This window comes from Burkholderia sp. 9777_1386 (genome assembly GCF_015712265.1).
Classification (GTDB): Bacteria; Pseudomonadota; Gammaproteobacteria; order Burkholderiales; family Burkholderiaceae; genus Burkholderia; species Burkholderia cenocepacia.
Genome location: NZ_JACCQB010000014.1, coordinates 67,134 through 92,593 on the forward strand (window position 1 = coordinate 67,134; position 25,460 = coordinate 92,593).

The following is a 25,460-nucleotide window of genomic DNA, read 5'->3' on the forward strand; positions in this document are numbered from 1 at the left end:
CGGATGCCGTTCGACGTTTGATTACCGTCCGGCGGAGACGCGCGCGATGAATGCGCCGCCGTTCGCCGACTGGGCCATCGCATTCCTGCAACTGCTGTATCGCGCGCAAATCGCGCTGGCGCATGGGCTCCACGCGATCGGCCTGACCGGCGACGCCGATGGCCAGGCCGCGTGGCCGTGGGCGCATCGCATCGCGCTCGAAACGCTGCGCATCGATGCGGGGCTCACACGGCAGCTCGCGCTCGCCTGCGGCGTGACGGCGCTGGCCGTCGTGCTCGCGTGCACCGCGCTCGCTTCGCGCAAGTGGCGTATCGCATCGGCCATCGCCGCACTGGCCGTCGCATGGTTCGCGCCGTGGCCGCCCGCTTCGCTGTGGCTCGCGCCGGCCGTGCCGACGAGCTTCCAGCGCGATCCCGCGCCGTTTTCCGTAGCGAACGTGATGCGCGGCGCGCACCTGTATACGCAACATTGCGCGGCCTGCCACGGCGCGGACGGACGCGGCGAAGGGCCGCTCGCCGCCACGCTCGCGCACTGGCCGCCGACCTTCGCCGGCACGCTGCTCGCGCGTCGCCTCGACGGCGAACTGTTCTGGCGCGTGCGCCACGGCACGCAGGACGAGCACGGCGCGTCGACGATGCCCGGCTTCGCGGCGACACTCGGCCCGCAGGACACCTGGGCCGTGCTCGACTACCTGAAAGCGCTGGCCGCCGGCAGCGGCGCGCAGGCGCAAGGCGCGTGGCCGGTGCCGGTCCCGCTGCCGGCCCTCGACGTGCGGTGCGGCGACGCCGCGCCTCAAGCGCTCGAGCGCTGGCGCGAAGGCCAGCGCGTGCGCGTCGTCGCGCTCGAGCCGGGCACCACGCCACCGCCGGAAGATGCGCGCTGGCAGACCTTGCTGGTCACGGAAAACGGGGGGGCGGTGCCGCCGTCGACCGGCTCGCGCGCGAACTGCGTCGCGACGACCGCCGATGCGTGGCGCGCGTTCGCGACGATTGCCGGCGTCGCGCCCGAGGCACTCGGCGGCACGCAACTGCTTGCGGATCGACGCGGCTGGCTGCGCGCGCGGGCGTTGCCGGGCAGCGCCGGCTGGTCGGACGCCGACCTGCTGTGCCGCTCGGATGCGGTGGCCCGGCCGGCCGCGCGCGCCACCAGCGGCGACGCACTGACCGCGCTGCTGCTGCGCGTCGACAACGAACCCGTGCGCGACGTACAGGCCGGGCTCCCGCATTGAACCCACGAATCCTTCCTTCAACCGAACTTCACGATGAATCCGACCCGACGCCACTTCCTCGCGCAGGCGAGCGCCCTTGCCACGATCGCCGCCGCCCCGACTGCGCTGCGCGCGCAATCCGGTACACGGCCGCTGCTGCGCGCCGGCGACCAGAAAGGCGGGCTGCGCGCGCTGCTCGAAGCGGCCGGCGAACTGAACGGCCTCGCGTACGACATCGCGTGGACCGAATTTCCGGCCGCCGCGCCGCTCGCGGAAGCGCTGAACGCGGCCGCGGTCGACTGCGGGCCGATCGGCGACGCGCCGGTGATCTTCGCGCTCGCATCGGGCGCCCGCATCAAGGTGATCGGCGCGAACCGTTCCGATCCGTACGGCACGGCCGTGCTCGTGCAACCCGACGCCGCGCTGAAAGGCGCGGCCGACCTGAAGGGCAAGCGCATCGGCACCACGCGCGGCTCGATCGGCCATTTCGTCACGCTGAAGGCGCTCGATGCGGCCGGCCTGCCGCCCGATGCCGTGTCGTTCCGCTTCCTGCCGCCGGCCGACACGATGCTGGCGCTCGCCACCGGTTCGATCGACGCGTGGGCGACCTGGGAGCCCTACACCGCGCTCGCCGAAACGAGCGGCCGCGCGCGCGTGCTGGTCAACGGCCGCGGACTGTGGTCGGGCCTCAGCTATCTCGCGGCAACCGACGCGGCGATCGCCTCGAAGCGCGACGTGCTGCACGATTTCCTGCGACGCGTCGTGCGCGCGCAGGCCTGGTCGTACCGGCACGCCGACGCGTATTCGGCGGCGCTCGCGCGCATCATCGGCATTCCGCCGGCCGCCGCGAAGCTGCAATTCGAGCGCCGCGGCACGCGTTGGCTACCGATCGACGCGACGGTGATCGCCGAACAGCAGCGCACGGCCGACTTCTACCTGAAGGCCGGGTTGCTGCGCCAGCCGCTCGACGTGCGCACGACCTTCGACACCGGCTTCCCGCTCGGGTGACGGATACGTGGCGGTAGGCGGTACGCGGCCGCCCAAACGGCTTCGGCCCGATCTGGCACAATCGCGATTCGATCATCCCGCCGTCAGCCAGCGTCATGCCAGCCATCACCGAACTCTTCGTCTACCCGATCAAATCCTGCGCCGGCATCGCGCTCACGCGCGCGCAACTGCTTGAAACGGGCCTCGCCTACGACCGCCACTGGCTGATCACCGATCCGCGCGGGCAGATGCTCACGCAGCGCACGCATCCGCGTCTCGCGCTGATCCGTCCGACGCTCGACAACGATGCGCTCGTGCTGAACGCGCCGGGCATGCCGGCACTGCGCACGCCGCTCGACGGCGACGCGACGCCCGCCACGCCGAAGATGGCGGCGACCGTGTGGCGCGACACCGTCGACGCGATCGACACGGGCGCCGAAACGGCCGCGTGGCTCACCGAATTCCTCGGCGTGCCGACGAAGCTCGCGCGCTTCGGCCCCGATGCACGCCGCGGCTGCAATCGCAAATGGACCGGCGAGATCGATACGCATACGCAGTTCGCGGACGGCTATCCGCTTTTGGTGATCGGCCAGTCGTCGCTCGACGACCTGAACGCGCGGCTTGCCGCGAAAGGCGCGCCGGCGATCCCGATGAACCGCTTCCGGCCGAACATCGTCGTGTCGGATCTCGACGCGTACGAAGAGGATTTCGTCGAGCATCTCGACGTCGACGGCGACACGCCGGTGCGGCTGCGACTCGTGAAGCTGTGCACGCGCTGCCCGATGCCGACGATCGACCAGGCGACCGGCGCGCCCGATCCCGCATGGCCGCACGAGCCGACCGACACGATGCAGACCTATCGCGCGAATCCGAACTACGACGGTGCGCTGACGTTCGGCATCAATGCGATCGTCGTCGAAGGTGCGGGTGCGTGGCTCGAAGTCGGGCAGCCGGTCGAAGCGGAGATCGGCTTCGGCGATTGAGCGGCACTCAAAGCGGTGCTCAAGGAACCGTATAGCCCTCGCAATCGGGAAGCGGCCGGTCGGGCGTATAACTGCCGGCTGACGGATCGAACCGGAACGTGCGCCGATACGTGCAGGTGCGATCCACTGCCGTCACCAGGTCGCGCTTGCGCAGCGGCGGCGCGGCAAGCGAGTCCTTGTCGCGCGACACGTGCCCGGGAAAGCTCGAGGCGCGCGTGGCATACAGCAGTCGCGGCAAACCGGCGCGGACGCTCCGGTCCAGACTCAACGTCGCGTCGAACGCGTAGTCGTCGTGACAAGCGCCGAGCCGCCTTCGCTGGTCGCGTTCGGAAAAGCATGCCCGGATCGTCGCCGATCCCGACAGTGGCACCGCAAGCACCTGTTGCGTCCGCGGTACTCGATCGCCGGCCACGACGCGGATCAGGCGCAACTCCGAAGCCGATGCCCCTCCGCCCGAGTAGCCGGTGGACATATCGAACCTGACGCCGACGATCACGTCCCCACCCGCGCCCCGCAGCACGCGCGGCCACAATGCAAAGCGCCCGTGGCCGTCGGACGGATCGTCGAGATCGACGTGCACGTCGGCCGGTTGCCCGGCGAACCGCGTGATTCGCAACGCAGGTTCGTGATCGGCATCTCCCCGAACGATCTCGACGCAGAGCTGCCGGTCGGCGGTACAGCCTTCCTCGTCGTTGGACGATTGCGCAGCGGTCATCGGGTTCAACGACTCCAGGCGATTGCCCGCGCGATCGACTTCGATCGCCTGATCGGCCTGGTCGGCCGCATGTACATGTGAAGGCACACCGACCGTGAACACGGACAGTACCGCGGCCATGCCGAATGCGGCACCACGGACGCCTCGCGCGGATGCGAACGAGAAACGGAAGCGGGAACGCGAACAAGTTGTGAAATTCATCGGAATATCCTGACATTTATGAGGCTACGGAGCGCGCTTTTCGGCACGATGCGCGGCCTCGGTATGTGGGGCGTGGTTGAAACGTGCGCGGTTCAGCCCGTCCGCGCCGTCACGCACGTCACCGTACGCTTGCCCGCCCCTCATGCGCCGTCCGACCGCGCACGCTCCACAGCCCGCGCCGCCGGCAGCCGGATCGTCACGATCAGCCCGCCGCCGGCCGCATCGGCCAGCGTCACGCTGCCCTGATGCACACGCGCGATTTCCCGCACGATCGACAACCCGAGCCCCGTTCCTTCGACCGTCTGCGTCTTGCTGCCGCGATGGAAGCGCTCGAACACCGCGTCGCGTTCGTCGGCCGGAATGCCGGGCCCGTTGTCGATCACGTCGAGCCGCGCGTCCGCGCCGTCGCGCGAGACGCGCACCGTGATCACCGCACGGTCGCCCGCATAACGGATCGCGTTGTCGATCAGGTTGCCGACCATTTCACCGAGCAAGTCGGACTGCCCGAGCACGTCGACGTCGGCCTCGTGCTCGAAGCCGAGATCGATGTCGCGTGCGCGCGCGACGGGCGACCAGTCGAGCGTCACGCTGCGCGCGAGCCGGTGCAGCGCGACCGGCTTGTGCGCGACCGCATGGCCGCTGTCCGAATCGAGCCGCGACAGCGACAGCAATTGCTGGACGATCTTCGCGGCCTGCCGCACCGCGCCGTTCGCGCGCCGCAGGTGCACGTTCGCGCGCGGCTGCTCGTCGGGCCGCAACGCGAGCTCGACGCCCGCCTGCACGGCCGCGAGCGGCGTCTTCAGCTGATGGGCCGCATCGGCGAAGAAACGCCGCCGCGCCACCTGCATCCGCTGCGTGCGGCCGATGTACTGGTTGATCGAATCGACGAGCGGCGCGAGCTCGCTCGGCATCGCGCCGGTGTCGAGCGGCGTCGTGTCGTCCTCGCTGCGCGCGGCGACGGTGGCCGACAGCCGGTTCAGCGGCCGCAGCCCGCGGCCGACGCCGAGCCACACGATCCCGAGCGCCAGCACGACGAGCAGCCCTTCCTGCAGCAGCGACCCGATCAGGATCTCGCGCGCGAGCGCCTGGCGCGCCTCGATCGTCTCGCCGACCATCACCCAGACGATGCGCGACTGCGCGGTCGGCACGTCGTGCACCGGAATGCGCAGCGCGGCCATCCGCAATTGCTCGCCGCGATACACGACGTCGTAGTAGCGCGTGACGAACGGCGCGCCGTCGCCCGCGTCGCGCCCCTGCGGCAGCGGCAGGTCCGGATAGCCGGTGATCGTGTGGCCGTTGTCCTCGCGGATCAGGTAGTAGATCTTGCCGCCGTCGCTCGATTCGAGCATTTCGAGCGCGAGATACGGCAGGTCGACCTCGACCTCGCCGTCGTTGAGCCGCACGCCTTCGCGGATCGACTTCAGCGACGACGACAGCGTGCGGTCGAACGCGACGTGCGCGGCGCTCATCGCACGCTGGTACGTGAGCCACGAGTCGAGCGCGAGCAGGCCGAGCAGCGGCAGCAGCAGCCACAGCGCGACCTGCGCGCGCAGGTTCGGGCGGGTCATCATGCCTGCCGCCGCGCCGCCCCGAGGAACGCATGCGCTCCCTCGGGAGGCAGCGAATGACCGTGAGCGCGGGGGCCGCTCATTCAGCCGTCTCCGCCTTCGCTTCGAGCAGATAGCCCAGGCCGCGCAGCGTGACGATCGCGACGCCCGTGTTCTCCAGCTTCTTGCGCAACCGGTACACGTAGATCTCGATCGCGTCCGCGTTGACCGATTCGTCGAGCCCGAAGATCTTCTCCGACAGCGTGTCCTTGTTGATCGCGCGACCGTTGCGCAGGATCAGCACCTCGAGCACCGAGCGCTCGCGCGGCGTGAGCGACAGCGGCTCGCCCGCGAGATGGAAGCTGCGGTCGATACTGTCGTACGAAAGCGGCCCGCATTCGACGCGCGAATGCTCGTGACCGAGGCTGCGCCGGATCAGCGCGCGGGCGCGCGCCTCCAGTTCGGTCAGCTCGAACGGCTTCGCGAGGTAGTCGTCGGCGCCGAGATCGAGCCCCTTCACGCGGTCCTCGACCGACCCGTGCGCGGTAAGGATCAGCACCGGCACCGGATTGCGGCGCGCACGCAATCGCCGCAGCACCTCCAGCCCGTCGAGCTTCGGCAACCCGAGATCGAGGATCACCAGCGCGTAGTCCTGCGTGCGCAGCACGTGGTCCGCCGCCTCGCCGTCGGCCATGTGATCGACCGCGAAGCGCGCGGCGCTCAGCGCGTCGTTCAGCGACTGGGCCAGGTTCGGGTTGTCTTCGACGAGCAGCACACGCATGGGGATTCCGGTGAGGTCAGCGAACAGCCCGCTACATTACATGATCCTTTCCGTCTCCACGCCTCGCGGAAACACGGGTTGCGCGGGTGTCGCGAACCCGCCGCGCGCGATGCCGGCCACCGCGCCTCAGCGTTCGGCCGCCGCACGGTTGCGCGCCGCGATGCGCGCCTCGCCGGCCACGCCGCGCTCGCGAAAACCGGCCACCACCGCGACGAACGCGATGCTCGCGCCGGCCGTGACGACGATCATCGGGTGCGCGGTACCGTCCGACAGCCACGCCAGCACGCCGCCGCACGCGGCCGTGATCGCCATCTGGATAAAGAAGAACAGCCCCGACGCGGTGCCGGCGATCTGCGTGTACGGCTGCATCACCGCGAACTGGCAGGCCGGAATCGCGATCCCGACCGCGATCATCACGACGAACATCGGCACGACGAGCGCCGTCACCGACGTCGGGGCGATCGCGCCGCCGACCCACAGCGCGGCGGCGCCGGCCAGATTGACGACCGCCGCCGCCGCGATGACCGAATCGGCGGACCAGCGCACGCTGGTCCGCGCGAACGCATTCGAGCCGATCAGGTAGCCGAGCACGGTCACGCCGAAGATCGCTGCATAGACCGGCCCGGACACCCCGATGTGCCGCTGGAACAGCGTCGACGATTCCGCGATGAACGGATAGTAGGTGCAGTAGGCAAAGCTGATCGCGAATGAATAGCGCAGGAAACGCCGGTCGCGCAGCAGGCCGGCGTAGGTCCGCAGCAGCCCGGCGCCGGCGGGCGGCCGCGCGTCGCGTTCACGGGTTTCAGGCAGGTAGCGCAGCACCATCGCGGTCGCGACCAGCCCGCCCGCCGCCAGCCAGCCGAACACGCCGCGCCAGCCGAGCCACTCGGCAATCGCGCTGCCGGCCAGCGGCGCGACCACCGGCGACAGCGCCATGCCGGCCGAAATATGCCCGAGCATCGTGGCCTGCGTCGCGGCCGGAAAGCGCTCGCGCACGATCACGCGGCCGATCACCGTGCCGCTGCAGCCGCCCAGCGCCTGGCACACGCGCGCGGCGATCAGCGCCGGGATGCTGGTCGACCATGCGCACGCGACGCTCGCGACGACGTACAGGCACAGGCCGCCGAGCAGCACCGGGCGTCGGCCATAGCGGTCGGACAGCGGCCCCGACACCAGCATCGACAGCGCATAGCCGACCATGTAGAGGGTCAGCGTGAGTTGCAACTGCGCGTCGGTGCCGTGCAGCGCATCCGCCATCGCGGGCAGCGACGGCAGGTACGCATCGATCGTGACGCGCGGCAGGCACACGACGAGCATCAACAGGAACAGCCAGCCCCGGCGGGGTAGTGAGCGCGTCTTCATGCGGTAGGTCCGTGTGGGTCGGATGAGTGGGGTCGACAGCAATCTAAGGCGAAAGTGATATAAGCTGAAGGACCATTAAATCGCCCATTGACTGGACCACTATGCCGCGAGGCAAAGCCGCGATTCCGCTGGACCTGCCGCGCCCTGCCGGGCTGTCGGGCGGCAGCCCGCAGTCGAAGCAGGAATGCATCGCCGACACGATTCGCGACGCGATCCTGAAACGCCTGCTGCCGGGCGACAGCCCGCTGCCGTCGAGCCGGACGCTGGCCGCGCGCTGGGATGTCGCGCGCGGCACCGTCGAAGCGGCGTACGACATCCTGTGCGCCGAGGGTTACATCGCCCGTACGCAAGGGTCCGGCACGCGCGTGTGCGCGGTCGTGCCGGACAGCTATCTGCGCGCGACGGCTCAGTCGCGCGGCGGCGCCCCGCGCCCCATCCCGGCTTCGCCGGCGCCGGCCGCCCCGGCCGAGCCCGAGCACGGCGTGCGCCCCGGCGTCCCGTTCGTCGCGCGGCTCGCCGATCCCGGCCTGCTGCCGATGCAGCAATGGAAGAAGGCGCTCGGCGCCAGCCTGCTCGCCGCGACGGCGGACGATCTCGGCGCGACGCCGGCGCAAGGCGTCGAGGGCCTGCGCGCGGGAATCGCCGCGTACCTGCGGGAATACCGCGGCATCCCGTGCGGGGCCGCCGACATCGTCATCACGACCGGGATCCGCCACGCGATCGACCTCGTCGCACGCACGCTGCTCGCGCCCGGCTCGACGGTGCTGATGGAGGACCCCGGCTATGCGTCGGCGTGGCAGATCTTCACGTTCGCGGGCGCGACCGTGATCGACGTGCCGGTCGACCGGGAAGGAATCGACACCGCGTCGCTGGAGCGCCATCCCGATGCGCGCGCCGCGTACGTGACACCCGCCCATCAGGCGCCGCTCGGCGTCACGATGTCGGTCTCGCGCCGGCTCGAACTGCTCGACTGGGCGCAGCGCCACCGCACGTGGATCATCGAGGACGACTACGACGGCGAATTCAGCTACCAGACCGCCCCGCTGCCCGCGCTGAAATCGCTCGACGCGTGCGACCGCGTGATCTATTGCGGGTCGTTCAACAAGACGCTGTTTTCCGGGCTGCGCATCGGCTTCATGGTGGTGCCGGCGGCACTGCGGCCGGCGCTGTCCGCCGTCTGGCACGCGACCGCGCGCTCGGTCGGCGTCGCGCCCCAGCTGGCGCTGGCCCGCTTCATCGGCCACGGCGATTTCGCGAAGCACCTGCGCGCCGCCCGCCACGCGTACCGCCAGCGGCGCGACATCGTGCTCGACCAGTTGGCCAAACATGCCGGCGGCCGGTACACGGTGACCGGCGAGCACGCGGGCTTTCATTTCGTGCTGTGGCTGCCGCCCGGCCTCGACGACGCGGGCTGGGTCGCGCAAGCCCGCGCGGCCGGCATCGCGCTGCAGCCGATCCGCGGCTTCTGTCGAAGCGCCCGGTGCGAAGCGGGCGTCGTCGTCGGCTATGCCGCGCTGACGGCCGCGCACGCGCGGCATGGCGGCCGCGTCCTCGGCCAGTTGCTGGCCGCCTCCGCATAGCGCGCGACCACGCGCCGCGTCCTCCCCCTTCACGCCCCGCCGCACGCCGCGCAACCCGCGGCGGCGGCCGCGTCGACCTCGGGAAATCCATGACACGGACGGCGCGATTGCGCACCGGAATGAAAGCAGGCTGAAAGTGCCCCGCAATTAACATCCGCGTCACTCGAACAAAACCCACGCATCACTGGAGGAAGACATGCCGTTTGCACCGAAGCAACTCGCCGCCGCGCTCGCGGTCGTTCTGGGCACTGCCGCCGGCAGCGCCGTCGCGCAGGTTCCGGCCGGCTACCCGGGGAACTACCAGGGCGTGATCGACGCCGCGAAGAAGGAAGGCAAGCTGATCGTCTACTCGACCACCGACACGGGCCTCGTGCGTCCGCTGATCAAGGACTTCGAAAGCCTGTACGGCGTGAAAGTCGAGTACAACGACATGAACAGCACCGAGCTGTACAACCGCTACATCAGCGAGAACGCGGCGAGCAGCACCAGCGCCGACGTGCTGTGGAGCTCGGCGATGGACCTGCAGGTCAAGCTCGTCAACGACGGCCTGATGGCGTCCTACGATTCGCCCGAAAGCCCGAACGTGCCGCAATGGGCGCAGTACCAGAAGCAGGCGTACGGCACGACGTTCGAACCGCTGGCGATCGTCTACAACAAGCGCCTGATCCCCGAGAACGAGGTGCCGAAGACCCGCGCCGACCTGATCAAGCTGCTCACCACGCAGGCCGACAAGTTCAAGGGCAAGGTCACGACCTACGACATCGAGAAATCGGGCGTCGGCTTCAACTACCTGACGCAGGACGCGCACGTGAACGAGAAGGTCACGTGGGAACTCGTGAAGGCGATCGGCGCGACCGGCCCGAAGCTGCAGTCGAGCACGGGCGCGATGATGGAGCGCATCTCGTCGGGCGAGAACCTGATCGGCTACAACATCATCGGGTCGTATGCGTACGCGAAGGCGAAGAAGGACAAGTCGATCGGCTACGTGTTTCCGAAGGACTACACGCAGGTCGTGAGCCGCCTCGCCACGGTATCGAAGAAGGCGAAGAACCCGAACGCCGCGAAGCTGTGGGTCGACTACCTGCTGTCGAAACGCGGCCAGACGCTGATCGCGAACCAGGCGAACCTGTACGCGATCCGCACGGACGTGAGCGGCGAAACGTCGGCCGCGAGCCTCACGAAGGAGCTCGGCGATTCGCTGAAGCCGATCCAGATCGGCACCGGTCTGCTCGTCTATCTCGACCAGTCGAAGCGCCTCGCGTTCCTGAAGCAATGGCAGCAGGCGATCAAGCGCTGATGCGCTGAGCCGCTGACCTCGGGCCGCCCGCCGCACGTCGCGCGGACGGCCCCTTCCCCTTACCGACTTCCTTGAGGCGGCCATCCGGATGGCCGCAGGGGCGAACTCATGCTTTCAACCAGCACCCGCGGCACGGCACCGGCCGTTCCGCCCGCCACCGGCCCGCGCGACGCGATTCCCGCGCTGCCGGTCAGCAGCCTGCAGCCGCTCGCCGGCATGCTGCGCTGGATCGTCGTCGCGGTCCTGACCGTCGCGGTCGCGCTGCCGCTCGGCTTCATCCTGTTCCAGAGCCTGCTGTCCGCGCCGTTCTTCGACGCGAACAAGACGCTCGGCATCGAAGGCTTCCGCTTCATCTTCAGCGATCCCGACTTCTGGTCGGCCGTGAAGAACTCGTTCATCATCGCCGGCGGGATGCTGTTCATCTCGATCCCGCTCGGCGGCATCCTCGCGTTCCTGATGGTGCGCACCGACCTGCCCGGCCGCCGCTGGCTCGAACCGCTGCTGCTCACGCCGGTGTTCGTGTCGCCGATGGTGCTCGCGTTCGGCTACGTGGTCGCGGCCGGCCCGGTCGGCTTCTACTCGGTGTGGTTCAAGGAACTGTTCGAGGTGCAGAGCGTACCCTGGAACGTGTATTCGATCTTCGCGATCACGGTGATCGTCGGCCTCACGCACGTGCCGCACGTGTACCTGTATTCGTCGGCCGCGCTGCGCAACCTCGGCTCGGACGTCGAGGAAGCCGCCCGCGTGACGGGCGCCCGCCCGTTTCGCGTCGCGCTCGACGTGAGCCTGCCGATGACGATGCCCGCGCTGCTGTTCGCCGGCGTGCTGGTGTTCTTCCTCGGCTTCGAGGTGTTCGGGCTGCCGCTCGTGCTCGGCGATCCGGAAGGCCACCTCGTGCTCGCGACCTACCTGTACAAGCTGACCAACAAGCTCGGCGTGCCGTCGTATCACCTGATGGCCGCGGTCGCGGTGTGCATCGTCGCGATCACGTTCCCGCTCGTGCTGCTGCAGCGCCGCCTGCTGAAGACCGCGAACCGCTTCGTCACCGTGAAGGGCAAGGCCGGCCGCGCGACGGTGCTGCCGCTCGGCGTGTGGCGCTGGGTCGCGCTCGCGATCGTCGCGCTGTGGCTGATGCTGACCGTGATCGTGCCGATCTCGGGCATCGTGCTGCGCGCGTTCGTGACCAACTGGGGCGAAGGCGTGCCGCTCGCCGACGTGCTGACGCTGTCGAACTTCATCGAACTGTTCGAGCAGGACAACCTGGTGCGCGCGATCGTCAACACGCTCGGCATCGGCGTGATCGGCGGCGCGCTCGCGATCGGCTTCTACTCGCTCGTCGCGTTCGCCGGCCACCGCCGCCCCGACTGGGCGACCAAGCTGCTCGACTACCTCGTGCTGCTGCCGCGCGCGGTGCCGGGTCTCCTCGCCGGTCTCGCGTTCCTGTGGATCTTCCTGTTCGTGCCCGGCCTGCGCGAGCTGAAGAACTCGATGTGGAGCATCTGGATCGCGTACACGGTCGTGTGGCTCGCGTACGGGATGCGGCTCATCCAGAGCGCGCTGCTGCAGGTCGGCCCCGAGCTCGAGGAAGCCGGCCGCAGCGTCGGCGCGACCCGCAGCCGCGTATCGCTCGACGTGACCCTGCCGCTCGTGCGCTTCGGCCTGCTCGCCGCGTGGCTCCTGATCTTCATGATCTTCGAGCGCGAATACTCGACGGCCGTCTACCTGCTGTCGCCCGGCACCGAAGTGATCGGCGCGCTGCTCGTGTCGCTGTGGGCGACCGGCGCCGTCGACCAGGTCGCCGCGCTCTCTGTCATCAACATCGCGATGGTCGGCGCCGGTCTCGGCGTGGCCCTGCGCTTCGGAGTGAAACTTCATGGATAAGCTCATCGTCGACGACCTGCATCTCAGCTACGGCGCCAACCCGATCCTCAAGGGCGTGTCGTTCGAACTGAAGGCCGGCGAAGTCGTGTGCCTGCTCGGCGCGTCGGGCAGCGGCAAGACCACGCTGCTGCGTGCGGTGGCCGGCCTCGAACAGCCGTCCGACGGCCGCATCCAGCTCGACGACCGCGTGTTCTTCGACGGCGCGCAGCGCATCGACCTGCCGGTCGAACAGCGCTCGCTCGGCCTCGTGTTCCAGTCGTACGCGCTGTGGCCGCACCGCACCGTCGCCGACAACGTCGGCTACGGGCTCAAGCTGCGCCGCGTCGCACCGGCCGAACAGAAGCGCCGCGTGCAGACCGCGCTCGACCAGCTCGGCCTCGGCCATCTCGCGGAACGCTTTCCGCATCAACTGTCGGGCGGCCAGCAGCAGCGTGTCGCGATCGCCCGCGCGCTCGTCTACAACCCGCCCGTGATCCTGCTCGACGAGCCGCTGTCGAACCTCGACGCGAAGCTGCGCGAGGAGGCACGTGCGTGGCTGCGCGAGCTGATCGTGTCGCTCGGGCTGTCGGCCCTTTGCGTGACGCACGACCAGACCGAAGCGATGGCGATGTCCGACCGCATCCTGCTGTTGCGCAACGGCCGCATCGAGCAGGAAGGCACGCCGGCCGAGCTGTACGGCGCGCCGCGCTCGCTGTACACCGCCGAATTCATGGGCAGCAACAACCGGATCGACGCGCGCGTCGCCGCGATCGACGGCGAATGCGTGACGCTCGCCGGCGACGGCTGGCAACTGCAGGCGCTTGCCCGCGACGCGCTCGCGCCCGGCCAGGACGCCCAGGCCGTGATCCGCCTCGAACGCGTGCAGGTCGCCGACGGCCCGGGCGCGAACCGGCTGCAGGCCGACCTCGTCACGTCGATGTATCTCGGCGACCGCTGGGAATACCTGTTCCATTGCGGCGAGATGCGCCTGCGTGCGTTCGGCCATGTGCCGCGCGCGGCCGGCAAGCACTGGATCGAATTCCCGACCAACGACTGCTGGGCGTTCGCGAAAGCGGGCTGACCCGGGCGCGGCGGCTCGCCTGCCGCCGCGCATGTCGCGCGCCTCACGCCACGCAACGGCCTTCCGTCCGGCGGACGCTTCCCGGCGTCCGCCGCAGGCGGTCGCGCGCCGTATCCGTTTCACCCAACCCACAAGAACCAAGGAGACACCGCCAATGAAGTCATGCGCACACCGTTCCCTTCGCGCCGCCGTCCTGACCGGGTCGGCCGCCGTGGCCGGCCTCGCGGCAGGCGCCGCGCACGCGCAGTCGTCGGTCACGATGTACGGGATCATGGACGCCGGCATCGAATTCACGAACCATGCGGCGCCGCAAGGCGGCAATTCGGTCAAGCTCAAGTCGGGCAACAAGAACACGTCGCGCTGGGGCCTGCGCGGCGTCGAGGATCTCGGCGGCGGGCTGAAGGCCGTGTTCCGCCTCGAAAGCGGGATCGACCTCGCGAACGGCGCGTCCGACGACGGCCCGGACTCGATCTTCGCGCGCCGCGCGACGGTCGGCCTGAAAGGCAAATGGGGCGAACTGTCGCTCGGCCGCAACTTCACCGTCACTTACGACTACATGCTGCCGTTCGACCCGATGGGTTACGCGCAGAACTACTCGTGGGCGACCTCGTCGATGGCGACCGGCGGCCGCAAGGACGGCCTGTTCACGCGCTCGTCGAACGCGGTGCGCTACGACGGCGAATTCAGCGGCTTCAAGTTCGGCGCGCTGTACGGTTTCGGCAACGTGCCGGGCAGCATGAAGACCAGCTCGAAGTACGATTTCGCGGTCGGCTACGAGACGGGGCCGTTCGCCGCCGTCGTCACGTTCGACCGGCAAAACGGCGCGGCCGACAGCGTCACGCCGGCCGATACCGTCAACTACATCCAGAGCATCCACGCGGGCCTGAGCTACGACTTCGGCAACCTGAAAACGATGGCCGGCTATCGCAACTATCGGCGCACGTTCCACACCACGGCCGCGAACCAGTTGAGCGACATGTACTGGCTCGGCGGGTCGTACCAGTTCACGCCGACGTTCTCGCTGATCGCGGCCGTCTATCACCAGAACATCAAGGGCGGCACGGACGCCGACCCGACGCTGGTGTCGGTGCGCGCGAACTACGCGCTGTCGAAGCGGACGGTGCTGTATGCGGCCGGCGCGTTCGCGATCGCGAAACACGACCAGAAGGTCGGCGTGTCGCGCGATTTCGCCGGGTATGGCACCACGCAGGTCGGGGTCACGGCGGGGATTCAGCAGCGGTTTTGAAGCTGACGTGACGAGCGGCAGCGGGTGATCGGCCGCCCCGCCTGCTTTCACGTTACGCGCGGCGGCATGACGGCGAATGGCCCGATGCCGCCGCGCAACCCGGCGCTCACGCCACATCCGGCCCGCCACGTGGCGATCCGCCGCTCACCCGCCACGCATCGTGAACACCGGACGCACGACGCTGCTCGAATCGCCCCAGTGTTCGCCAACGGCCGACAGCGGCACCGTGCGCGTGTCGATCGCGAGTCCTGCCTCGCCGGCCGCTTCGAACACGCCGCGCACCGACGCCAGCAGGCGCGGCAACGGCACGCTGCCCAAGCCGCTGCCCATCAGCTCGATCGCGGTCGCGCGCAGCACGGCGCCCGGCAACAGCACATCCGCGCCGCTGATCGAGCCGATCTCCACGAAACGCAGTCGCCGGCCGCCGGGCGTCGCCTTCGCGGCGACAACCAGCAGCGTCTGCGCGCTGGCGCCCCACAGATAATCGAGCACGACGTCCACGCCCGCGCGGAAATGCGGTTCGAGCGCCCGCGCCAGATGCACGTCGTCCTGCTGCAGCGACACCACCGCGTCCGCGCCGGCACTCAGCAACGCCTGCAACGCGGCCGCGTTGCGGCCCGTCGCGATCACCTTCGCCGCGCCGAGATGCTTCGCGATCCGCACCGCGAGCCGCCCCGACGTGCCCGTTGCGCCATTGACGAGCACCGTCTCGCCCGCGACGAACCTCGCGCGTTCGGTCAGCGCCGCCCACGACGACATCCCGGGAATCGCGATCGCCGCGGCCGTGACATCGTCGAGCGCGTCCGGCAGCGGCACGCACTGCGTATCCGGCGCGATCGTGCGTTCGGCCATCGCACCGAACGGCGCGGGCGCACCGAAGAAGTAGACGCGCCGGCCATCATCGAGACGCCCCACGCCGTCGACACCCACAACGAACGGATAAGCGCCAACGGAGGAATAATGCGTACCCGCCGCACGCCCCTGCGCGATGCGGCTCAGCGCGGACGCCGTCACGTCGATCAGGCTGTGGCCCGGCATCGCACTCGGCGATTCGAACTCCGTATGAACCGGACGCTGTCCGGCGCCTTCGACGACTGCTGCTTTCATGGTGATTCCTTCGATTCTGGAGGGTAGGCCTTACCGGGCATCGAGCCATGCGCGCAGCGCGGGATCGCGTACTTCCAGCACGTCGAACAGGCCGAGCGCACGCAGCGCGGGCAACGCATCGATCGCGTCGGCCTCCGCACGCGCCCGCTCGGCCGGGGCAGCGTTCGGATCGGTCAATACACGCGCGTTGACCAGAAACGCGCCGACGGTCCCCTTGCGGATCGTCGTTCCGCCGGCATCGATCCGGTCGGCATGGTCGGGAAGCATCTGTTCGGCTCGCATCGCGTCGTACTCCGGTTGTCATCGATGGACGCAGTGTAGGCGTGCGAATCCGGCCGATCTCCGGTATAACAGCCATTCGATACCGATATCCGGCCATGTCCGATCCACTCCTGCCCGCCCGCTTCGTCACGTCCGACGACGGCCCGTTCGTGGTCGCCGCCGTCCTGTCGCAACGCGACCCGCGCATCACCGCGCCGCATTCGCATGCGCGCGGCCAGCTCGTCGGCGCGCTGAGCGGGCTCGTGACGATCGGCCTCGACGACCAGGAGTGGGTCGTGCCGGCGATTCATGCAATCTGGATTCCGCCGCATTGCCGGCATTCGTTGCGTTCGTTCGGGCCGATTGCCGGCTGGTCGGCGTTCGTCGCCGAAGCCCGCTGCGCGGCGCTGCCGGCGACGCCGCGCGCGATCCGCACGACGCCGCTGCTGCGCGAAGCCGTGCAGCGCGCGGCGAGCTGGGGCGATTCCGATCTGAATGCCGCGCAGACGCGGATCGCCGACGTGATTCTCGATGAAATCGCGGCGTCGGAAGCCGAGGCCCTGGGGCTGGTCCGGCCGCGGGACCCGCGGCTCGTGAAGATCACCGATGCGCTGGCCGCGGATCTCGCGAACGACCGGCGGCTGGAGGAATGGGCCGAATGGGCCGGCATCGGCGCGCGGACGATGAGCCGCCGCTTCGTCGCCGAGACGGGGCTGACGTTCGCGCAGTGGCGTCAGCAGGCCAGGCTGCTGCGGGCGCTGGAGCGCATTGCCGACGGCGTGCCGGTGACGACGATCGCGCTCGATCTCGGGTACGACAACGTGAGCGCGTTCATCGACATGTTCCGGCGCGCGCTGGGGACGACGCCGGGAAGGTACCTGGAGGCGGGACGGCAAGCACCGGGATAAGTAGGGCCGCCATGCGCCGGCATGACGCCGCGCGACGAACGGCCGGCGCTCGGCACGGGAAAACCGCCCGCCGCTGCGTCAATACGTGCCGTCGCCCTGCTTCGCGGCGGCGCCGCCGCTCCCCTTGAACTGCGCGGCGAGCCGCTCCGCGCTCCGTGCCAGCAGCGTCGTATCGACGCCGACCGCGACGAACGACGCGCCCGCTTCCAGATAGCGCCGCGCGGCTGCTTCATCCGCGCTCAGGATGCCCGGCGCCTTGCCGGCCGCCTTGATCGCGCGGATCGCGCCGTCGATCGCGGTCTGCACGTCCGGGTGCCCCGGATGGCCGAGATGGCCGAGATCGGCCGCAAGATCAGCCGGCCCGATGAACACGCCATCGACGCCGTCGACCCGCGCGATCGCATCGATCGCCTCCAGCCCCGCGCGCGTCTCGACCTGCACGAGCACGGCCATCTCGTCGTTCGCGCGATGCAGGTACTCGCCGACGCGATTCCACCGCGATGCGCGCGCCAGCGCACTGCCGACACCGCGAATCCCGTGCGGCGGGTAACGGGTCGCCGCCACCGCCGCGCGCGCCTCGTCCGCGCTCTGCACCATCGGCACGAGCAGCGTCTGCGCGCCGAGATCGAGTACCTGCTTGACGATCACCGGATCGTTCCACGGCACGCGCACGACCGGATGCGACGGATACGGCGCGATCGCCTGCAGTTGCGCGAGGATCGTCGGCACCGTGTTCGGCGCATGTTCGCCGTCGATCAGCAGCCAGTCGAAACCGGCGCCCGCGACCACTTCGGCGCTGTACGGATTCGCGAGACCGAGCCACAAACCGATCTGCGCGTCGCCGCGCGCGAGCGCGGCCTTGAAGACATTCGACGGAATCTGCATCGTTCGCTCACCTCACTCGAAATAGCACTGGATCGTCCCGAGCGGGCCGTAGTCGACGCTGAACGTATCGCCCGAGCGCGCCGCGCACGGCCGCGTAAACGACCCGCCGAGCACGATCTGCCCCGGCTCCAGCGCGACGTCGAAGCGCGACAGCCGGTTCGCGAGCCACGCGACGCCGTTCGCCGGATGGTTCAGCACGCCGGCTGCCACGCCGGTTTCCTCGACCACGCCGTTGCGCGACATGATCGCCGCGACCCAGCGCAAATCGACGTCCTGCGGGCGCACCGGCCGGCCGCCGATCACGACGCCCGCGTTCGCCGCGTTGTCGGCGATCGTGTCGAACACCTTGCGCGGCCGCTGGGTGTCGGGGTCGATCGACTGGCTGCGCGCGTCGATGATCTCGAGCGCGGGCACCACGTAGTCGACCGCGTCGTACACGTCGAAGATCGTGCAGTTCGGGCCGGTGAGCCGCTTGCCGAGCACGAACGCGAGCTCGACCTCGACGCGCGGCACGATGAAGCGGCCGGTCGGGATCGTGCCGCCGTCCGCGAAGAACATGTCGTCGAGCAGCGCGCCGTAGTCGGGCTCGTCGATCTGCGACGAACTCTGCATCGCCTTCGACGTGAGGCCGATCTTGTGTCCCTTCAGCGTGCGGCCTTCCGCGAGCTTGAGGGTTACCCACGCGCGCTGGATCGCATAGGCGTCGTCGATCGTGATGTCGGGATGGTCGAGCGAGATCTGGCGGATCTGCGTGCGTGCGCGCTCGGCGTCGTGCAGACGGTGCGCGAGCTGGTCGATGAGGGCGGGTTCGAGCATGGTCGGATCGGGAATGGGGTTCAGCCGGCCCGCTTGTAGCGGGCGTGAATGTTGTTGTGCTTGTACGAGCCGCTTTCGCTGAACTCGGTCAGTTCCATCGACAGCGCGAGATAGCGTTTCGCGTACAGCTCGGCGAAATGGGCCTTGATCGCGTCGAACAGCGCGTCGCACGCGGCTTTTTTCTGCGCATCGGTGCGGCCCGAGCCGATCTTCAGCGTCACGTGGACGAACGCGTCGTCCTCCGTGCCGTCGGCGACGCAGTAGTCGTGCAGCTCGATCGCGCGCGACCGGATGCCGCCGGTCGGGAACACGCCGCCCTGCGCGATCAGCGTCGCGTTGATCGTGCGCAGCAGCGCGGGAATGCGAGCGTCGTCGCGGATGTTCGCGGTGTATTCGACGACGATGTGCGGCATGGCAACTCTCCGGTCGGATTCGAGGGCGTGGCGGGCGGCAACGCTCAGGGCAGCGGGAAGATCGCGTTGATCTGCCCGGTGCCCGAGCTCGCGAAATAGTCGGTGACGATCTCGACGGGCCGGTCGTAACGATCCCAGCCGAGCAGCCCGAGCAGCATCGCGGTGTCGTGCATGCCGCCTTCGCCGTGGCAATGCGTGTTGTACTCGGGCAGCATCGCGCAGAAGGTCTTGAAATCGCCCTGCTTCCACAGCTCGACCACGCGCAGGTCGACCTGCCGGAAGAATTCGCGACTGATCTGATGGATCGATTCCTCGGGGCTGCCGTTGTCGTTGAAGCGGTGCGACAGCGAGCCGCTCGCGAGGAACGCGACGTTCGAATCGCTCTTCTCGATCGCTTCGAGCAGCGCCTCGCCGAAGCGCCGGCTTTCGTCGAGCGTGTGCCACATGCACCAGCCGGCGATCGACACGACCTTGAAATGCTGGTCGCCGTTCATGTAGCGCATCGGCACGAGCGTGCCGTATTCGAGTTCGAGGCTGTCGATCTCGTGTGCGCGCGTCGCGACGCCGCGCTCGGTGGCCGTTTCCGCGATCAGCCGGCCAAGCGCCGGGTTGCCCGGATACGCGTACTGCATGTCGCGGATGAAATGCGGCAGCTCGTTGCTCGTATAGGTGCCCGCGAACCGCGCATTGCAGTTCACGTGATAGCCCGCGTTGACGAGCCAGTGCACGTCCGACACGACGATCGTGTCGACGCCGAGCGCGCGGCAACGCTCGCCGATCAACTGGTGGCCGCGGATCGCCGCTTCACGGCAGCCGTGATGCTTGCCGGGCAATTCCGACAGGTACATCGACGGCACGTGCGTGATTTTCGCGGCGAGGGACAGTTTGCCCATCGTTCAAGTCTCCCTATCGTTCTTGCGACAACACGGCCTGCGCCCGTCACACGCCCCAGCGCGGGACGTGATGCGAACCCATCGAAATGCACACGTTCTTGATCTCCGCGAACACCTCGAAACTGTACTCGCCGCCCTCGCGCCCGGTACCCGATTCCTTCACGCCGCCGAACGGCTGGCGCAGGTCGCGCACGTTCTGGCTGTTGACGAACACCATCCCGGCCTCGATGCCGCGCGCGAGGCGATGCACCTTGCCGACGTCCTGCGTCCAGATGTACGACGCGAGGCCGTACGCCGTGTCGTTCGCAAGCCGCAGCCCGTCGTCTTCGTCGTCGAACGGGATGATGCACGCGACCGGCCCGAAGATCTCCTCCTGCGCGATGCGCATCCGGTTGTCGACGTCGGCGAACACGGTCGGCCGCACGAAGTTGCCGTTGCGCAGATGGTCGGGCAGCCCGGCCGGCTTGTCCGCGCCGCCGGCGACCACGCGCGCACCTTCCTGCTCGCCGATGCGGATGTAGCCCGTCACCTTTTCCCAGTGCTGGCGCGTGATCATCGCGCCGAGATTCGTGCCCGGATCGGCCGGATCGCCGACCACCAGGTTGTTCGCGCGGCGCGCGAATTCCTGCACGAAGCGGTCGTAGATCGTGCGTTGCACGAAGATCCGCGAGCCGGCGGTGCAGCGTTCGCCGTTGATCGAGAAGATCGTGAACAGCGACGCGTCGAGCGCGCGATCGAAATCGGCGTCGTCGAAAATGAGCACCGGCGACTTGCCGCCGAGCTCCATCGAATACTTCTTGAGGCCCGCGCGTTCCATGATCCGCTTGCCGGTGACCGTGCCGCCGGTAAACGACACCGCGCGCACGTCCGGATGCCGCACGAGCGCATCGCCGGCCGTCGCGCCGTAACCCTGCACGACGTTCAGCACGCCGGGCGGGATGCCGGCTTCGAGTGCGAGCCGGCCGAGCTGGTCGGCCGTCAGCGGCGACAGCTCCGACATCTTCAGCACGGCCGTGTTGCCGAGCGCGAGGCACGGCGCCGTCTTCCACGTGGCCGTCATGAACGGCACGTTCCACGGCGACACCAGCGCACATACGCCGACCGGCTGGTACAGCGTGTAGTTGAGCATCTGGTCGTCGACCGGATAGGTGCGCCCGTTCATCTGCACGCACACTTCCGCGAAGAAGTTGAAGTTCTCGGACGCGCGCGGAATCAGCTGCTTGCTCGTCTGCGCGATCGGCAGGCCGGTATCCTGCGTCTCCAGCGCGGCGAGCATCGGCACGTTCTTCTCGATCAGTTCGCCGAGCTTGCGCATCAGCTTTGCGCGCTCCTTGGCCGGCGTGTTCGCCCATTTCGGGAACGCTTCCTTCGCGGCGCGCACGGCCGCGTCGACCTCGGTCTCGCCGCCCGACGCGACGTCGGTGATGACTTCACCCGTCGCCGGGTTCAGCGTCGTGAAGGTTTCGCGGCTCTCCACTTCGCGGCCGCCGATCCAGTGCTTGATGGTCATGTGCTCTCCTTCCTTGGGCGACGGCCTCAGCCGGCGCGATAGTAGTCCGCTTCGCCGACGATCGTGTTCACGAGCCGGCCGATCCCTTCGATTTCGGTCACGACTTCGTCGCCGGGCTGCGTGTCCGCCAGCCCCTCGGGCGTGCCGGTCAGGATCAGGTCGCCCGGCGAAAGCGTCATGAAGCTGCTGATGTGCTCGATCAGCGCCGGCACGTCGAACACCATGTCGCGCGTGCTGCCGCGCTGCGTCTCCCGGCCGTTCACCGTCGTGCGCAGCATCAGGTCGCCCGCGTCGCCGATCTCGTCGCGGCTGACGAACCACGGCCCGAGCGGCGTGCAGGTGTCGCGGTTCTTCACGCGCAGGTTCGGGCGGTAGTAGTTTTCGAGATAGTCGCGGATCGCGTAGTCGTTCGCGACCGTATAGCCGGCCACGTAGTCGATCGCCTGCGCGCGGCTCACGCGGCGCGCCGGGCGGCCGATCACGACGGCCAGCTCGCACTCGTAATGCATGTGCGTGGCGTCCGCCGGGCGCACGGTGAGCGACCGGTGGCCGACGAACGTGTTCGGCCCCTTCAGGAAAATCAGCGGCTCGGTCGGTGCGTTGAACGCGAGTTCCTTCGCGTGGTCGGCGTAGTTCAGGCCGAGCGCGAAGGTCGTGCGCGGCGCGACGGGCGGCAACCACGCCACCGCGTCCTCGGCCACCACCCGCCCCGTATCCAGGCGGATCGCGCCGTCGCCTGCCGGTTCGGCCGCATGCAGTGCGCCGTTGTAGATCACGCGCGCCGTCTTCATCGTGCTCCCTCCGCCATCAGCGTATGCCGCAACGTGCCGATGCCGGCCGCGGCGATCTCGATCGTGCTGCCCGCGCGGGCATGCGGTGCGCCGCCCGCGACGCCGAGCAACAGCACGTCGCCCGCGTCGAACGACATGAACGCCGTCACGTCGGCGATCAGCGCGCGCACCGGGCGAATCAGCGTCGCGGTCGACGCGGACGCGGCCACCTCGCCGTCGATCCGCACCGTCAGGCCGATCGCGTCGACGTCGGCGAGCGCGGCGGCCGGCACGATCGCCGGGCCGAGCGGGCAGAAACCGTCACGGCACTTGAAGCGCACGGCCGGCCGGTAGTAGTCGGGATGCAGCACCGACACGTCGCTCGCGAGCGTGAAGCCGTGCACGTAGTCGAGCGCCTGCGCGGCCGCCACGCGCGTCGCGCGCCGGGCGAACACGACGGCCACCGACGCGCCGATCTCCAGCGCATCGACGCCGGCCGGCACGACGACGGCGGCGCCGTCGGCCGCATGCGTGTTGGCGGATTTGATGTACAGGATCGGCGCCTGCGGCGGGCGGCCGTAAGGCGGCGCATTCACGGCGTCGCCGAGCGCGTCGAGCGCCGCGCGCTCGTTGAGCAGCGCCCCGTAGACGGTACCGATGGCGACCGGCAACGGCGGCGCCGCGGCGGTCGTGCAAGACAGCTCCATGCGTCATTCCCCTGCCGCGCGTCGCGGCGCATCGTCAATAGTTAATATCTTAAGTAAACAATCGTGCGCTGGCAACCTCGATTACCCTGATAGGCGAAATTCATCAGCTTCGGCTGTTAAGATTGATGCGTCCCCGTCCTCTGCTCTCCCCCGATGAACCGTACGCTCGACCATCGCAACCTGGCCATGCTGCTGCTCGAGGCTCGCGAAACGCTGATGGGTTTGTTTCGCCCCATTCTCAAGGAATTCTCGCTGACCGAACAGCAATGGCGGATCATCCGCGTGCTCGACGGCGAACCGGCGCAGGCGCTCGAAGCCGGTCAGATCGCGAAACGCTGCTGCATCCTGAGCCCGAGTCTGACCGGCGTGCTGGAACGGATGGAGCGCGACGGCCTGATCACGCGCACGCGTGCGCAGGAGGATCAGCGCCGGCTGCTGGTCAGCCTGACGCCGCAAAGCAGGAAACTGGTGACGGAAATCGGTCCGCGCATCGACGAGCAATATCGTCAGCTCGAGTCGCGGTTCGGCCAGGACGGCCTCGAAGACATCTATCGCGCGCTCGACCGGCTCATCGAGCTCGGCAGCCACGCGTAAAAACGGCGCCCGCGCCGCGATCGGCAGGAACGGGCGCCGGTGTGGCGCGGGCGGTCGAACGGGCTTGCGCCGGCCCCACGAATGCACTTTTCCAGACAGGGAAACGTGCGTCGTTCGCGTGAACGGGCCCTAATGGATCGCGCCGCGCATCAGCTCGGTCACGGCCACGCCGCGCGACGTGCGCATGCACTCCTCGACGTAATCGATGAACGGCAACGGCTCGAAATCGATTTCGTCGCGCACGCGGCGATTGTCGAACACGCGATCGACCGTCGCGAATTCCCCGCAGCGCTGCAGCGCCCGGCCGATCACGCGCTCGAGCGCCGGATCGGGGCGCCCGAGCACGTCGCGCACCACGAGCGGCAGCTCGGCCGGCGCGCACGCCGCGTAGCGCGGCGCCCCGCTCATCCCCGTCGCCTCGTCCATCGCGCGCACGATCTGCGCGACCTGCGGCGCCTCGTCGCCGGCCGACACGTGATAGACGTCGTGCGCGAGCGTCGGCTTGACGGCCAGCAGCATCGTCGCGCGCGCCACGTCGTCCACCGACACGATGTCGATGCGCGTCATCGGCCGCGCGGTGAAGCGGCGCGCCGCGTGCGCGAGCCGGAACATCCAGAACGAATTCGGCGCGGGCCGCGTCCCGAGCACCGTGTGGCCGACCACATGCGACGGCCGCACGACGACGAGCGGCAGTCCGAGCGCGCGCAGGCGCTGCTCCGTTTCCGCCTTCGCGTGCAGGTAGTCGGCCGCGAGCACCGCGCCCGGCAGCCCGTCGTCGCCCGGCGCGGCGTCGTTCCCCGCGTCGCGCTCCGCCTCCTCCTGCACGATTCCGCCGCGGCCCGCATGCGCGTAGGCCGTGCCGACGTACACGAAGCGCTGCAGGCGCGGCGCGCGCGCAAAGCGTTCGGCAAAGTGCACCGCATCGGCGATGTCGGCCCGCAGATGCGCGCCGTCGGCCGGCGACGCGTGGCCCGCGCAGTGAATCACGTGCGTCGCGCCGGCCAGACGCGGTGCATCGGCGCCGTGCCACACGTCGCCGAGCGCGCCGACGATCACGTTCGCATCGGTCAGGCGCGACGCCCAGTACGGCGCAAGCCCCGCGCGCAACGCCGCTTCACGCAGCCGCGCGACCGCATGGCCGCGGTCCTGCGCACGCACGACGCAGACGATGCGTTCGAGCAGCCCTGCATTGACGAGCGCCGTCAGCACGGTACTGCCGATGAAGCCGGTGGCGCCGGTCAGCACCAGCCGTCCGACGTTCGCCGCCGCGACCGGTGCGCTGGCCGGCGACACGAGGCTCGTCCGCCAGTTGAGCGACAACGCGGTTTTCCAGATCAGCACGATAGTCTCCTTCGAAGAGTCGGCCGGGCGGCGCGGTGCCCGCGGTTGCGGGCGGCGCACGGCTCACCGGCCGGGCCGGGGCTGACGCGCGCCCCGGCGGCTCCCGATCGGGCGTGCGGCCTGCGATCGCGTCGATCGCGCTCTGGCACGAGGTGGCGGCAGCCGGCGCGGACGGGCGTCCGCGGCACAGGATCGGGAAGGTCCCAGTGTGGGGCCCGAACGCATGCAAGTCTGTCCCGAAAGTTTCGTGAAAGTGTGCCGATTTGTACGCGATTGTCGGAGTGTGTCGTGCCGGCCGCCGCGTCAACACGCTGAAACGTTCGCTCGGGCGGCGTCCGGGCGGTGCCGGATCGCACTCCCGCGGCGGTTTCGGCGGCGGCCGGCGCGCGACCGATCGACGCGGCCGGC

At 69.2% G+C, this 25,460-nt stretch carries 24 protein-coding genes; 10 read left to right on the forward strand and 14 right to left on the reverse strand.

What is annotated here, in order from left to right; translation table 11 throughout:
- The first annotated feature begins 46 nt into the window (after window positions 1-46).
- The 3 genes from H0X91_RS13680 (at window position 47) to H0X91_RS13690 (ending at window position 3,177) form a co-directional block, all read left to right on the forward strand.
- Window positions 47-1,228 (forward strand): c-type cytochrome, encoded by a 1,182-nt coding sequence (locus H0X91_RS13680; RefSeq protein WP_058903062.1) that lies wholly within the window; start codon window positions 47-49, stop codon window positions 1,226-1,228.
- A 33-nt stretch (window positions 1,229-1,261) separates the two neighbouring features.
- Window positions 1,262-2,215, forward strand: a complete 954-nt coding sequence (locus tag H0X91_RS13685) for an ABC transporter substrate-binding protein (protein WP_006484257.1) — start codon at window positions 1,262-1,264, stop codon at window positions 2,213-2,215.
- Between the two features lie 95 nt (window positions 2,216-2,310).
- The gene (locus tag H0X91_RS13690; protein ID WP_062885504.1) at window positions 2,311-3,177 is read left to right on the forward strand and encodes an MOSC domain-containing protein; all 867 of its coding nucleotides are present in this window, start codon (window positions 2,311-2,313) and stop codon (window positions 3,175-3,177) included.
- 19 nt (window positions 3,178-3,196) lie between these two features.
- Here the strand turns inward: H0X91_RS13690 and H0X91_RS13695 are convergent, their stop codons facing one another.
- From H0X91_RS13695 to H0X91_RS13710, 4 genes are all read right to left on the reverse strand, one after another.
- Window positions 3,197-4,093, reverse strand: a complete 897-nt coding sequence (locus H0X91_RS13695) for a hypothetical protein (protein ID WP_143272472.1) — start codon at window positions 4,091-4,093, stop codon at window positions 3,197-3,199.
- Between the two features lie 140 nt (window positions 4,094-4,233).
- Window positions 4,234-5,661, reverse strand: a complete 1,428-nt coding sequence (locus H0X91_RS13700; protein ID WP_062885665.1) for a sensor histidine kinase — start codon at window positions 5,659-5,661, stop codon at window positions 4,234-4,236.
- A 79-nt stretch (window positions 5,662-5,740) separates the two neighbouring features.
- Window positions 5,741-6,421 carry a response regulator gene (locus H0X91_RS13705; RefSeq protein ID WP_006484260.1) on the reverse strand — a complete coding sequence of 227 codons (681 nt, stop codon included), beginning with the start codon at window positions 6,419-6,421 and terminating at the stop codon, window positions 5,741-5,743.
- A 126-nt stretch (window positions 6,422-6,547) separates the two neighbouring features.
- The gene (locus H0X91_RS13710) at window positions 6,548-7,783 is read right to left on the reverse strand and encodes a multidrug effflux MFS transporter (RefSeq protein WP_058903059.1); all 1,236 of its coding nucleotides are present in this window, start codon (window positions 7,781-7,783) and stop codon (window positions 6,548-6,550) included.
- A gap of 101 nt (window positions 7,784-7,884) precedes the next feature.
- Between H0X91_RS13710 and pdxR the strand changes: the two genes are divergently transcribed.
- From pdxR to H0X91_RS13735, 5 genes are all read left to right on the forward strand, one after another.
- The gene (pdxR, locus tag H0X91_RS13715; protein ID WP_012493301.1) at window positions 7,885-9,363 is read left to right on the forward strand and encodes a MocR-like pyridoxine biosynthesis transcription factor PdxR; all 1,479 of its coding nucleotides are present in this window, start codon (window positions 7,885-7,887) and stop codon (window positions 9,361-9,363) included.
- A 196-nt stretch (window positions 9,364-9,559) separates the two neighbouring features.
- Window positions 9,560-10,660: an ABC transporter substrate-binding protein gene (locus H0X91_RS13720; protein WP_006490712.1), complete on the forward strand. Its 1,101-nt coding sequence runs from the start codon at window positions 9,560-9,562 to the stop codon at window positions 10,658-10,660.
- Between the two features lie 108 nt (window positions 10,661-10,768).
- Complete coding sequence (locus tag H0X91_RS13725; RefSeq protein WP_058903058.1) at window positions 10,769-12,541, forward strand: ABC transporter permease; 1,773 nt, start codon at window positions 10,769-10,771, stop codon at window positions 12,539-12,541.
- On the forward strand, window positions 12,534-13,601 hold the full coding sequence (locus H0X91_RS13730; RefSeq protein WP_034202413.1) for an ABC transporter ATP-binding protein: 1,068 nt from the start codon (window positions 12,534-12,536) through the stop codon (window positions 13,599-13,601). Before H0X91_RS13725 ends, H0X91_RS13730 begins: the two co-directional genes overlap by 8 nt.
- 154 nt (window positions 13,602-13,755) lie before the next feature.
- The gene (locus tag H0X91_RS13735) at window positions 13,756-14,847 is read left to right on the forward strand and encodes a porin (RefSeq protein ID WP_034202414.1); all 1,092 of its coding nucleotides are present in this window, start codon (window positions 13,756-13,758) and stop codon (window positions 14,845-14,847) included.
- A 144-nt stretch (window positions 14,848-14,991) separates the two neighbouring features.
- Here H0X91_RS13735 and H0X91_RS13740 read toward each other — a convergent pair whose 3' ends face one another.
- A complete protein-coding gene (locus tag H0X91_RS13740) occupies window positions 14,992-15,954 on the reverse strand; it encodes a quinone oxidoreductase family protein (RefSeq protein ID WP_058903057.1) in 963 nt (320 codons plus the stop codon).
- Window positions 15,955-15,984: 30 nt separating this feature from the next.
- The gene (locus H0X91_RS13745) at window positions 15,985-16,236 is read right to left on the reverse strand and encodes a hypothetical protein (RefSeq protein WP_058903056.1); all 252 of its coding nucleotides are present in this window, start codon (window positions 16,234-16,236) and stop codon (window positions 15,985-15,987) included.
- Window positions 16,237-16,331: 95 nt separating this feature from the next.
- Here H0X91_RS13745 and H0X91_RS13750 point away from each other — a divergent pair, with 95 nt between their 5' ends.
- Window positions 16,332-17,123 carry an AraC family transcriptional regulator gene (locus H0X91_RS13750; protein WP_006490701.1) on the forward strand — a complete coding sequence of 264 codons (792 nt, stop codon included), beginning with the start codon at window positions 16,332-16,334 and terminating at the stop codon, window positions 17,121-17,123.
- 78 nt (window positions 17,124-17,201) lie between these two features.
- On the opposite strand, the gene hpaI is transcribed toward H0X91_RS13750, so the two are convergent.
- Genes hpaI through H0X91_RS13785 form a run of 7 tightly spaced genes read right to left on the reverse strand, consistent with a single transcriptional unit; the run spans window position 17,202 to window position 23,117 of the window.
- A complete protein-coding gene (gene hpaI / locus H0X91_RS13755) occupies window positions 17,202-18,008 on the reverse strand; it encodes a 4-hydroxy-2-oxoheptanedioate aldolase (protein WP_034202416.1) in 807 nt (268 codons plus the stop codon).
- 12 nt (window positions 18,009-18,020) lie between these two features.
- Entirely contained in the window at window positions 18,021-18,824 is an 804-nt protein-coding gene (gene hpaH / locus H0X91_RS13760; protein ID WP_006490710.1) for a 2-oxo-hept-4-ene-1,7-dioate hydratase, read from the reverse strand.
- A gap of 20 nt (window positions 18,825-18,844) precedes the next feature.
- A complete protein-coding gene (locus H0X91_RS13765) occupies window positions 18,845-19,237 on the reverse strand; it encodes a 5-carboxymethyl-2-hydroxymuconate Delta-isomerase (RefSeq protein WP_006494969.1) in 393 nt (130 codons plus the stop codon).
- 44 nt (window positions 19,238-19,281) lie between these two features.
- Complete coding sequence (hpaD, locus tag H0X91_RS13770; protein ID WP_006494970.1) at window positions 19,282-20,130, reverse strand: 3,4-dihydroxyphenylacetate 2,3-dioxygenase; 849 nt, start codon at window positions 20,128-20,130, stop codon at window positions 19,282-19,284.
- A 46-nt stretch (window positions 20,131-20,176) separates the two neighbouring features.
- The gene (gene hpaE, locus H0X91_RS13775) at window positions 20,177-21,640 is read right to left on the reverse strand and encodes a 5-carboxymethyl-2-hydroxymuconate semialdehyde dehydrogenase (protein ID WP_006490715.1); all 1,464 of its coding nucleotides are present in this window, start codon (window positions 21,638-21,640) and stop codon (window positions 20,177-20,179) included.
- Between the two features lie 26 nt (window positions 21,641-21,666).
- A complete protein-coding gene (locus H0X91_RS13780) occupies window positions 21,667-22,431 on the reverse strand; it encodes a fumarylacetoacetate hydrolase family protein (RefSeq protein ID WP_034202418.1) in 765 nt (254 codons plus the stop codon).
- On the reverse strand, window positions 22,428-23,117 hold the full coding sequence (locus tag H0X91_RS13785) for a fumarylacetoacetate hydrolase family protein (RefSeq protein WP_062885503.1): 690 nt from the start codon (window positions 23,115-23,117) through the stop codon (window positions 22,428-22,430). Before H0X91_RS13785 ends, H0X91_RS13780 begins: the two co-directional genes overlap by 4 nt.
- Window positions 23,118-23,270: 153 nt before the next feature.
- Here H0X91_RS13785 and hpaR point away from each other — a divergent pair, with 153 nt between their 5' ends.
- Window positions 23,271-23,711 carry a homoprotocatechuate degradation operon regulator HpaR gene (gene hpaR / locus H0X91_RS13790; RefSeq protein ID WP_006490704.1) on the forward strand — a complete coding sequence of 147 codons (441 nt, stop codon included), beginning with the start codon at window positions 23,271-23,273 and terminating at the stop codon, window positions 23,709-23,711.
- A gap of 129 nt (window positions 23,712-23,840) precedes the next feature.
- Here hpaR and H0X91_RS13795 read toward each other — a convergent pair whose 3' ends face one another.
- Window positions 23,841-25,052, reverse strand: a complete 1,212-nt coding sequence (locus H0X91_RS13795; RefSeq protein ID WP_196433092.1) for an SDR family oxidoreductase — start codon at window positions 25,050-25,052, stop codon at window positions 23,841-23,843.
- Between the last annotated feature and the right edge of the window lie 408 nt (window positions 25,053-25,460).

Bases quoted from the DNA above. Each gene is read 5' to 3' on its own strand.
- H0X91_RS13695 (WP_143272472.1), bottom strand. From the start codon at position 4,093: ATGAATTTCACAACTTGTTCGCGTTCCCGCTTCCGTTTCTCGTTCGCA.
- H0X91_RS13690 (WP_062885504.1), top strand. From the start codon at position 2,311: ATGCCAGCCATCACCGAACTCTTCGTCTACCCGATCAAATCCTGCGCC.
- H0X91_RS13745 (WP_058903056.1), bottom strand. From the start codon at position 16,236: ATGCGAGCCGAACAGATGCTTCCCGACCATGCCGACCGGATCGATGCC.
- hpaR (WP_006490704.1), top strand. From the start codon at position 23,271: ATGAACCGTACGCTCGACCATCGCAACCTGGCCATGCTGCTGCTCGAG.
- hpaH (WP_006490710.1), bottom strand. From the start codon at position 18,824: ATGCTCGAACCCGCCCTCATCGACCAGCTCGCGCACCGTCTGCACGAC.
- H0X91_RS13765 (WP_006494969.1), bottom strand. From the start codon at position 19,237: ATGCCGCACATCGTCGTCGAATACACCGCGAACATCCGCGACGACGCT.
- H0X91_RS13685 (WP_006484257.1), top strand. From the start codon at position 1,262: ATGAATCCGACCCGACGCCACTTCCTCGCGCAGGCGAGCGCCCTTGCC.
- H0X91_RS13705 (WP_006484260.1), bottom strand. From the start codon at position 6,421: ATGCGTGTGCTGCTCGTCGAAGACAACCCGAACCTGGCCCAGTCGCTG.
- H0X91_RS13725 (WP_058903058.1), top strand. From the start codon at position 10,769: ATGCTTTCAACCAGCACCCGCGGCACGGCACCGGCCGTTCCGCCCGCC.
- H0X91_RS13740 (WP_058903057.1), bottom strand. From the start codon at position 15,954: ATGAAAGCAGCAGTCGTCGAAGGCGCCGGACAGCGTCCGGTTCATACG.
- H0X91_RS13735 (WP_034202414.1), top strand. From the start codon at position 13,756: ATGAAGTCATGCGCACACCGTTCCCTTCGCGCCGCCGTCCTGACCGGG.
- H0X91_RS13750 (WP_006490701.1), top strand. From the start codon at position 16,332: ATGTCCGATCCACTCCTGCCCGCCCGCTTCGTCACGTCCGACGACGGC.
- hpaD (WP_006494970.1), bottom strand. From the start codon at position 20,130: ATGGGCAAACTGTCCCTCGCCGCGAAAATCACGCACGTGCCGTCGATG.
- H0X91_RS13700 (WP_062885665.1), bottom strand. From the start codon at position 5,661: ATGACCCGCCCGAACCTGCGCGCGCAGGTCGCGCTGTGGCTGCTGCTG.
- pdxR (WP_012493301.1), top strand. From the start codon at position 7,885: ATGCCGCGAGGCAAAGCCGCGATTCCGCTGGACCTGCCGCGCCCTGCC.
- hpaI (WP_034202416.1), bottom strand. From the start codon at position 18,008: ATGCAGATTCCGTCGAATGTCTTCAAGGCCGCGCTCGCGCGCGGCGAC.
- H0X91_RS13710 (WP_058903059.1), bottom strand. From the start codon at position 7,783: ATGAAGACGCGCTCACTACCCCGCCGGGGCTGGCTGTTCCTGTTGATG.
- H0X91_RS13785 (WP_062885503.1), bottom strand. From the start codon at position 23,117: ATGGAGCTGTCTTGCACGACCGCCGCGGCGCCGCCGTTGCCGGTCGCC.
- hpaE (WP_006490715.1), bottom strand. From the start codon at position 21,640: ATGACCATCAAGCACTGGATCGGCGGCCGCGAAGTGGAGAGCCGCGAA.
- H0X91_RS13680 (WP_058903062.1), top strand. From the start codon at position 47: ATGAATGCGCCGCCGTTCGCCGACTGGGCCATCGCATTCCTGCAACTG.
- H0X91_RS13730 (WP_034202413.1), top strand. From the start codon at position 12,534: ATGGATAAGCTCATCGTCGACGACCTGCATCTCAGCTACGGCGCCAAC.
- H0X91_RS13720 (WP_006490712.1), top strand. From the start codon at position 9,560: ATGCCGTTTGCACCGAAGCAACTCGCCGCCGCGCTCGCGGTCGTTCTG.
- H0X91_RS13780 (WP_034202418.1), bottom strand. From the start codon at position 22,431: ATGAAGACGGCGCGCGTGATCTACAACGGCGCACTGCATGCGGCCGAA.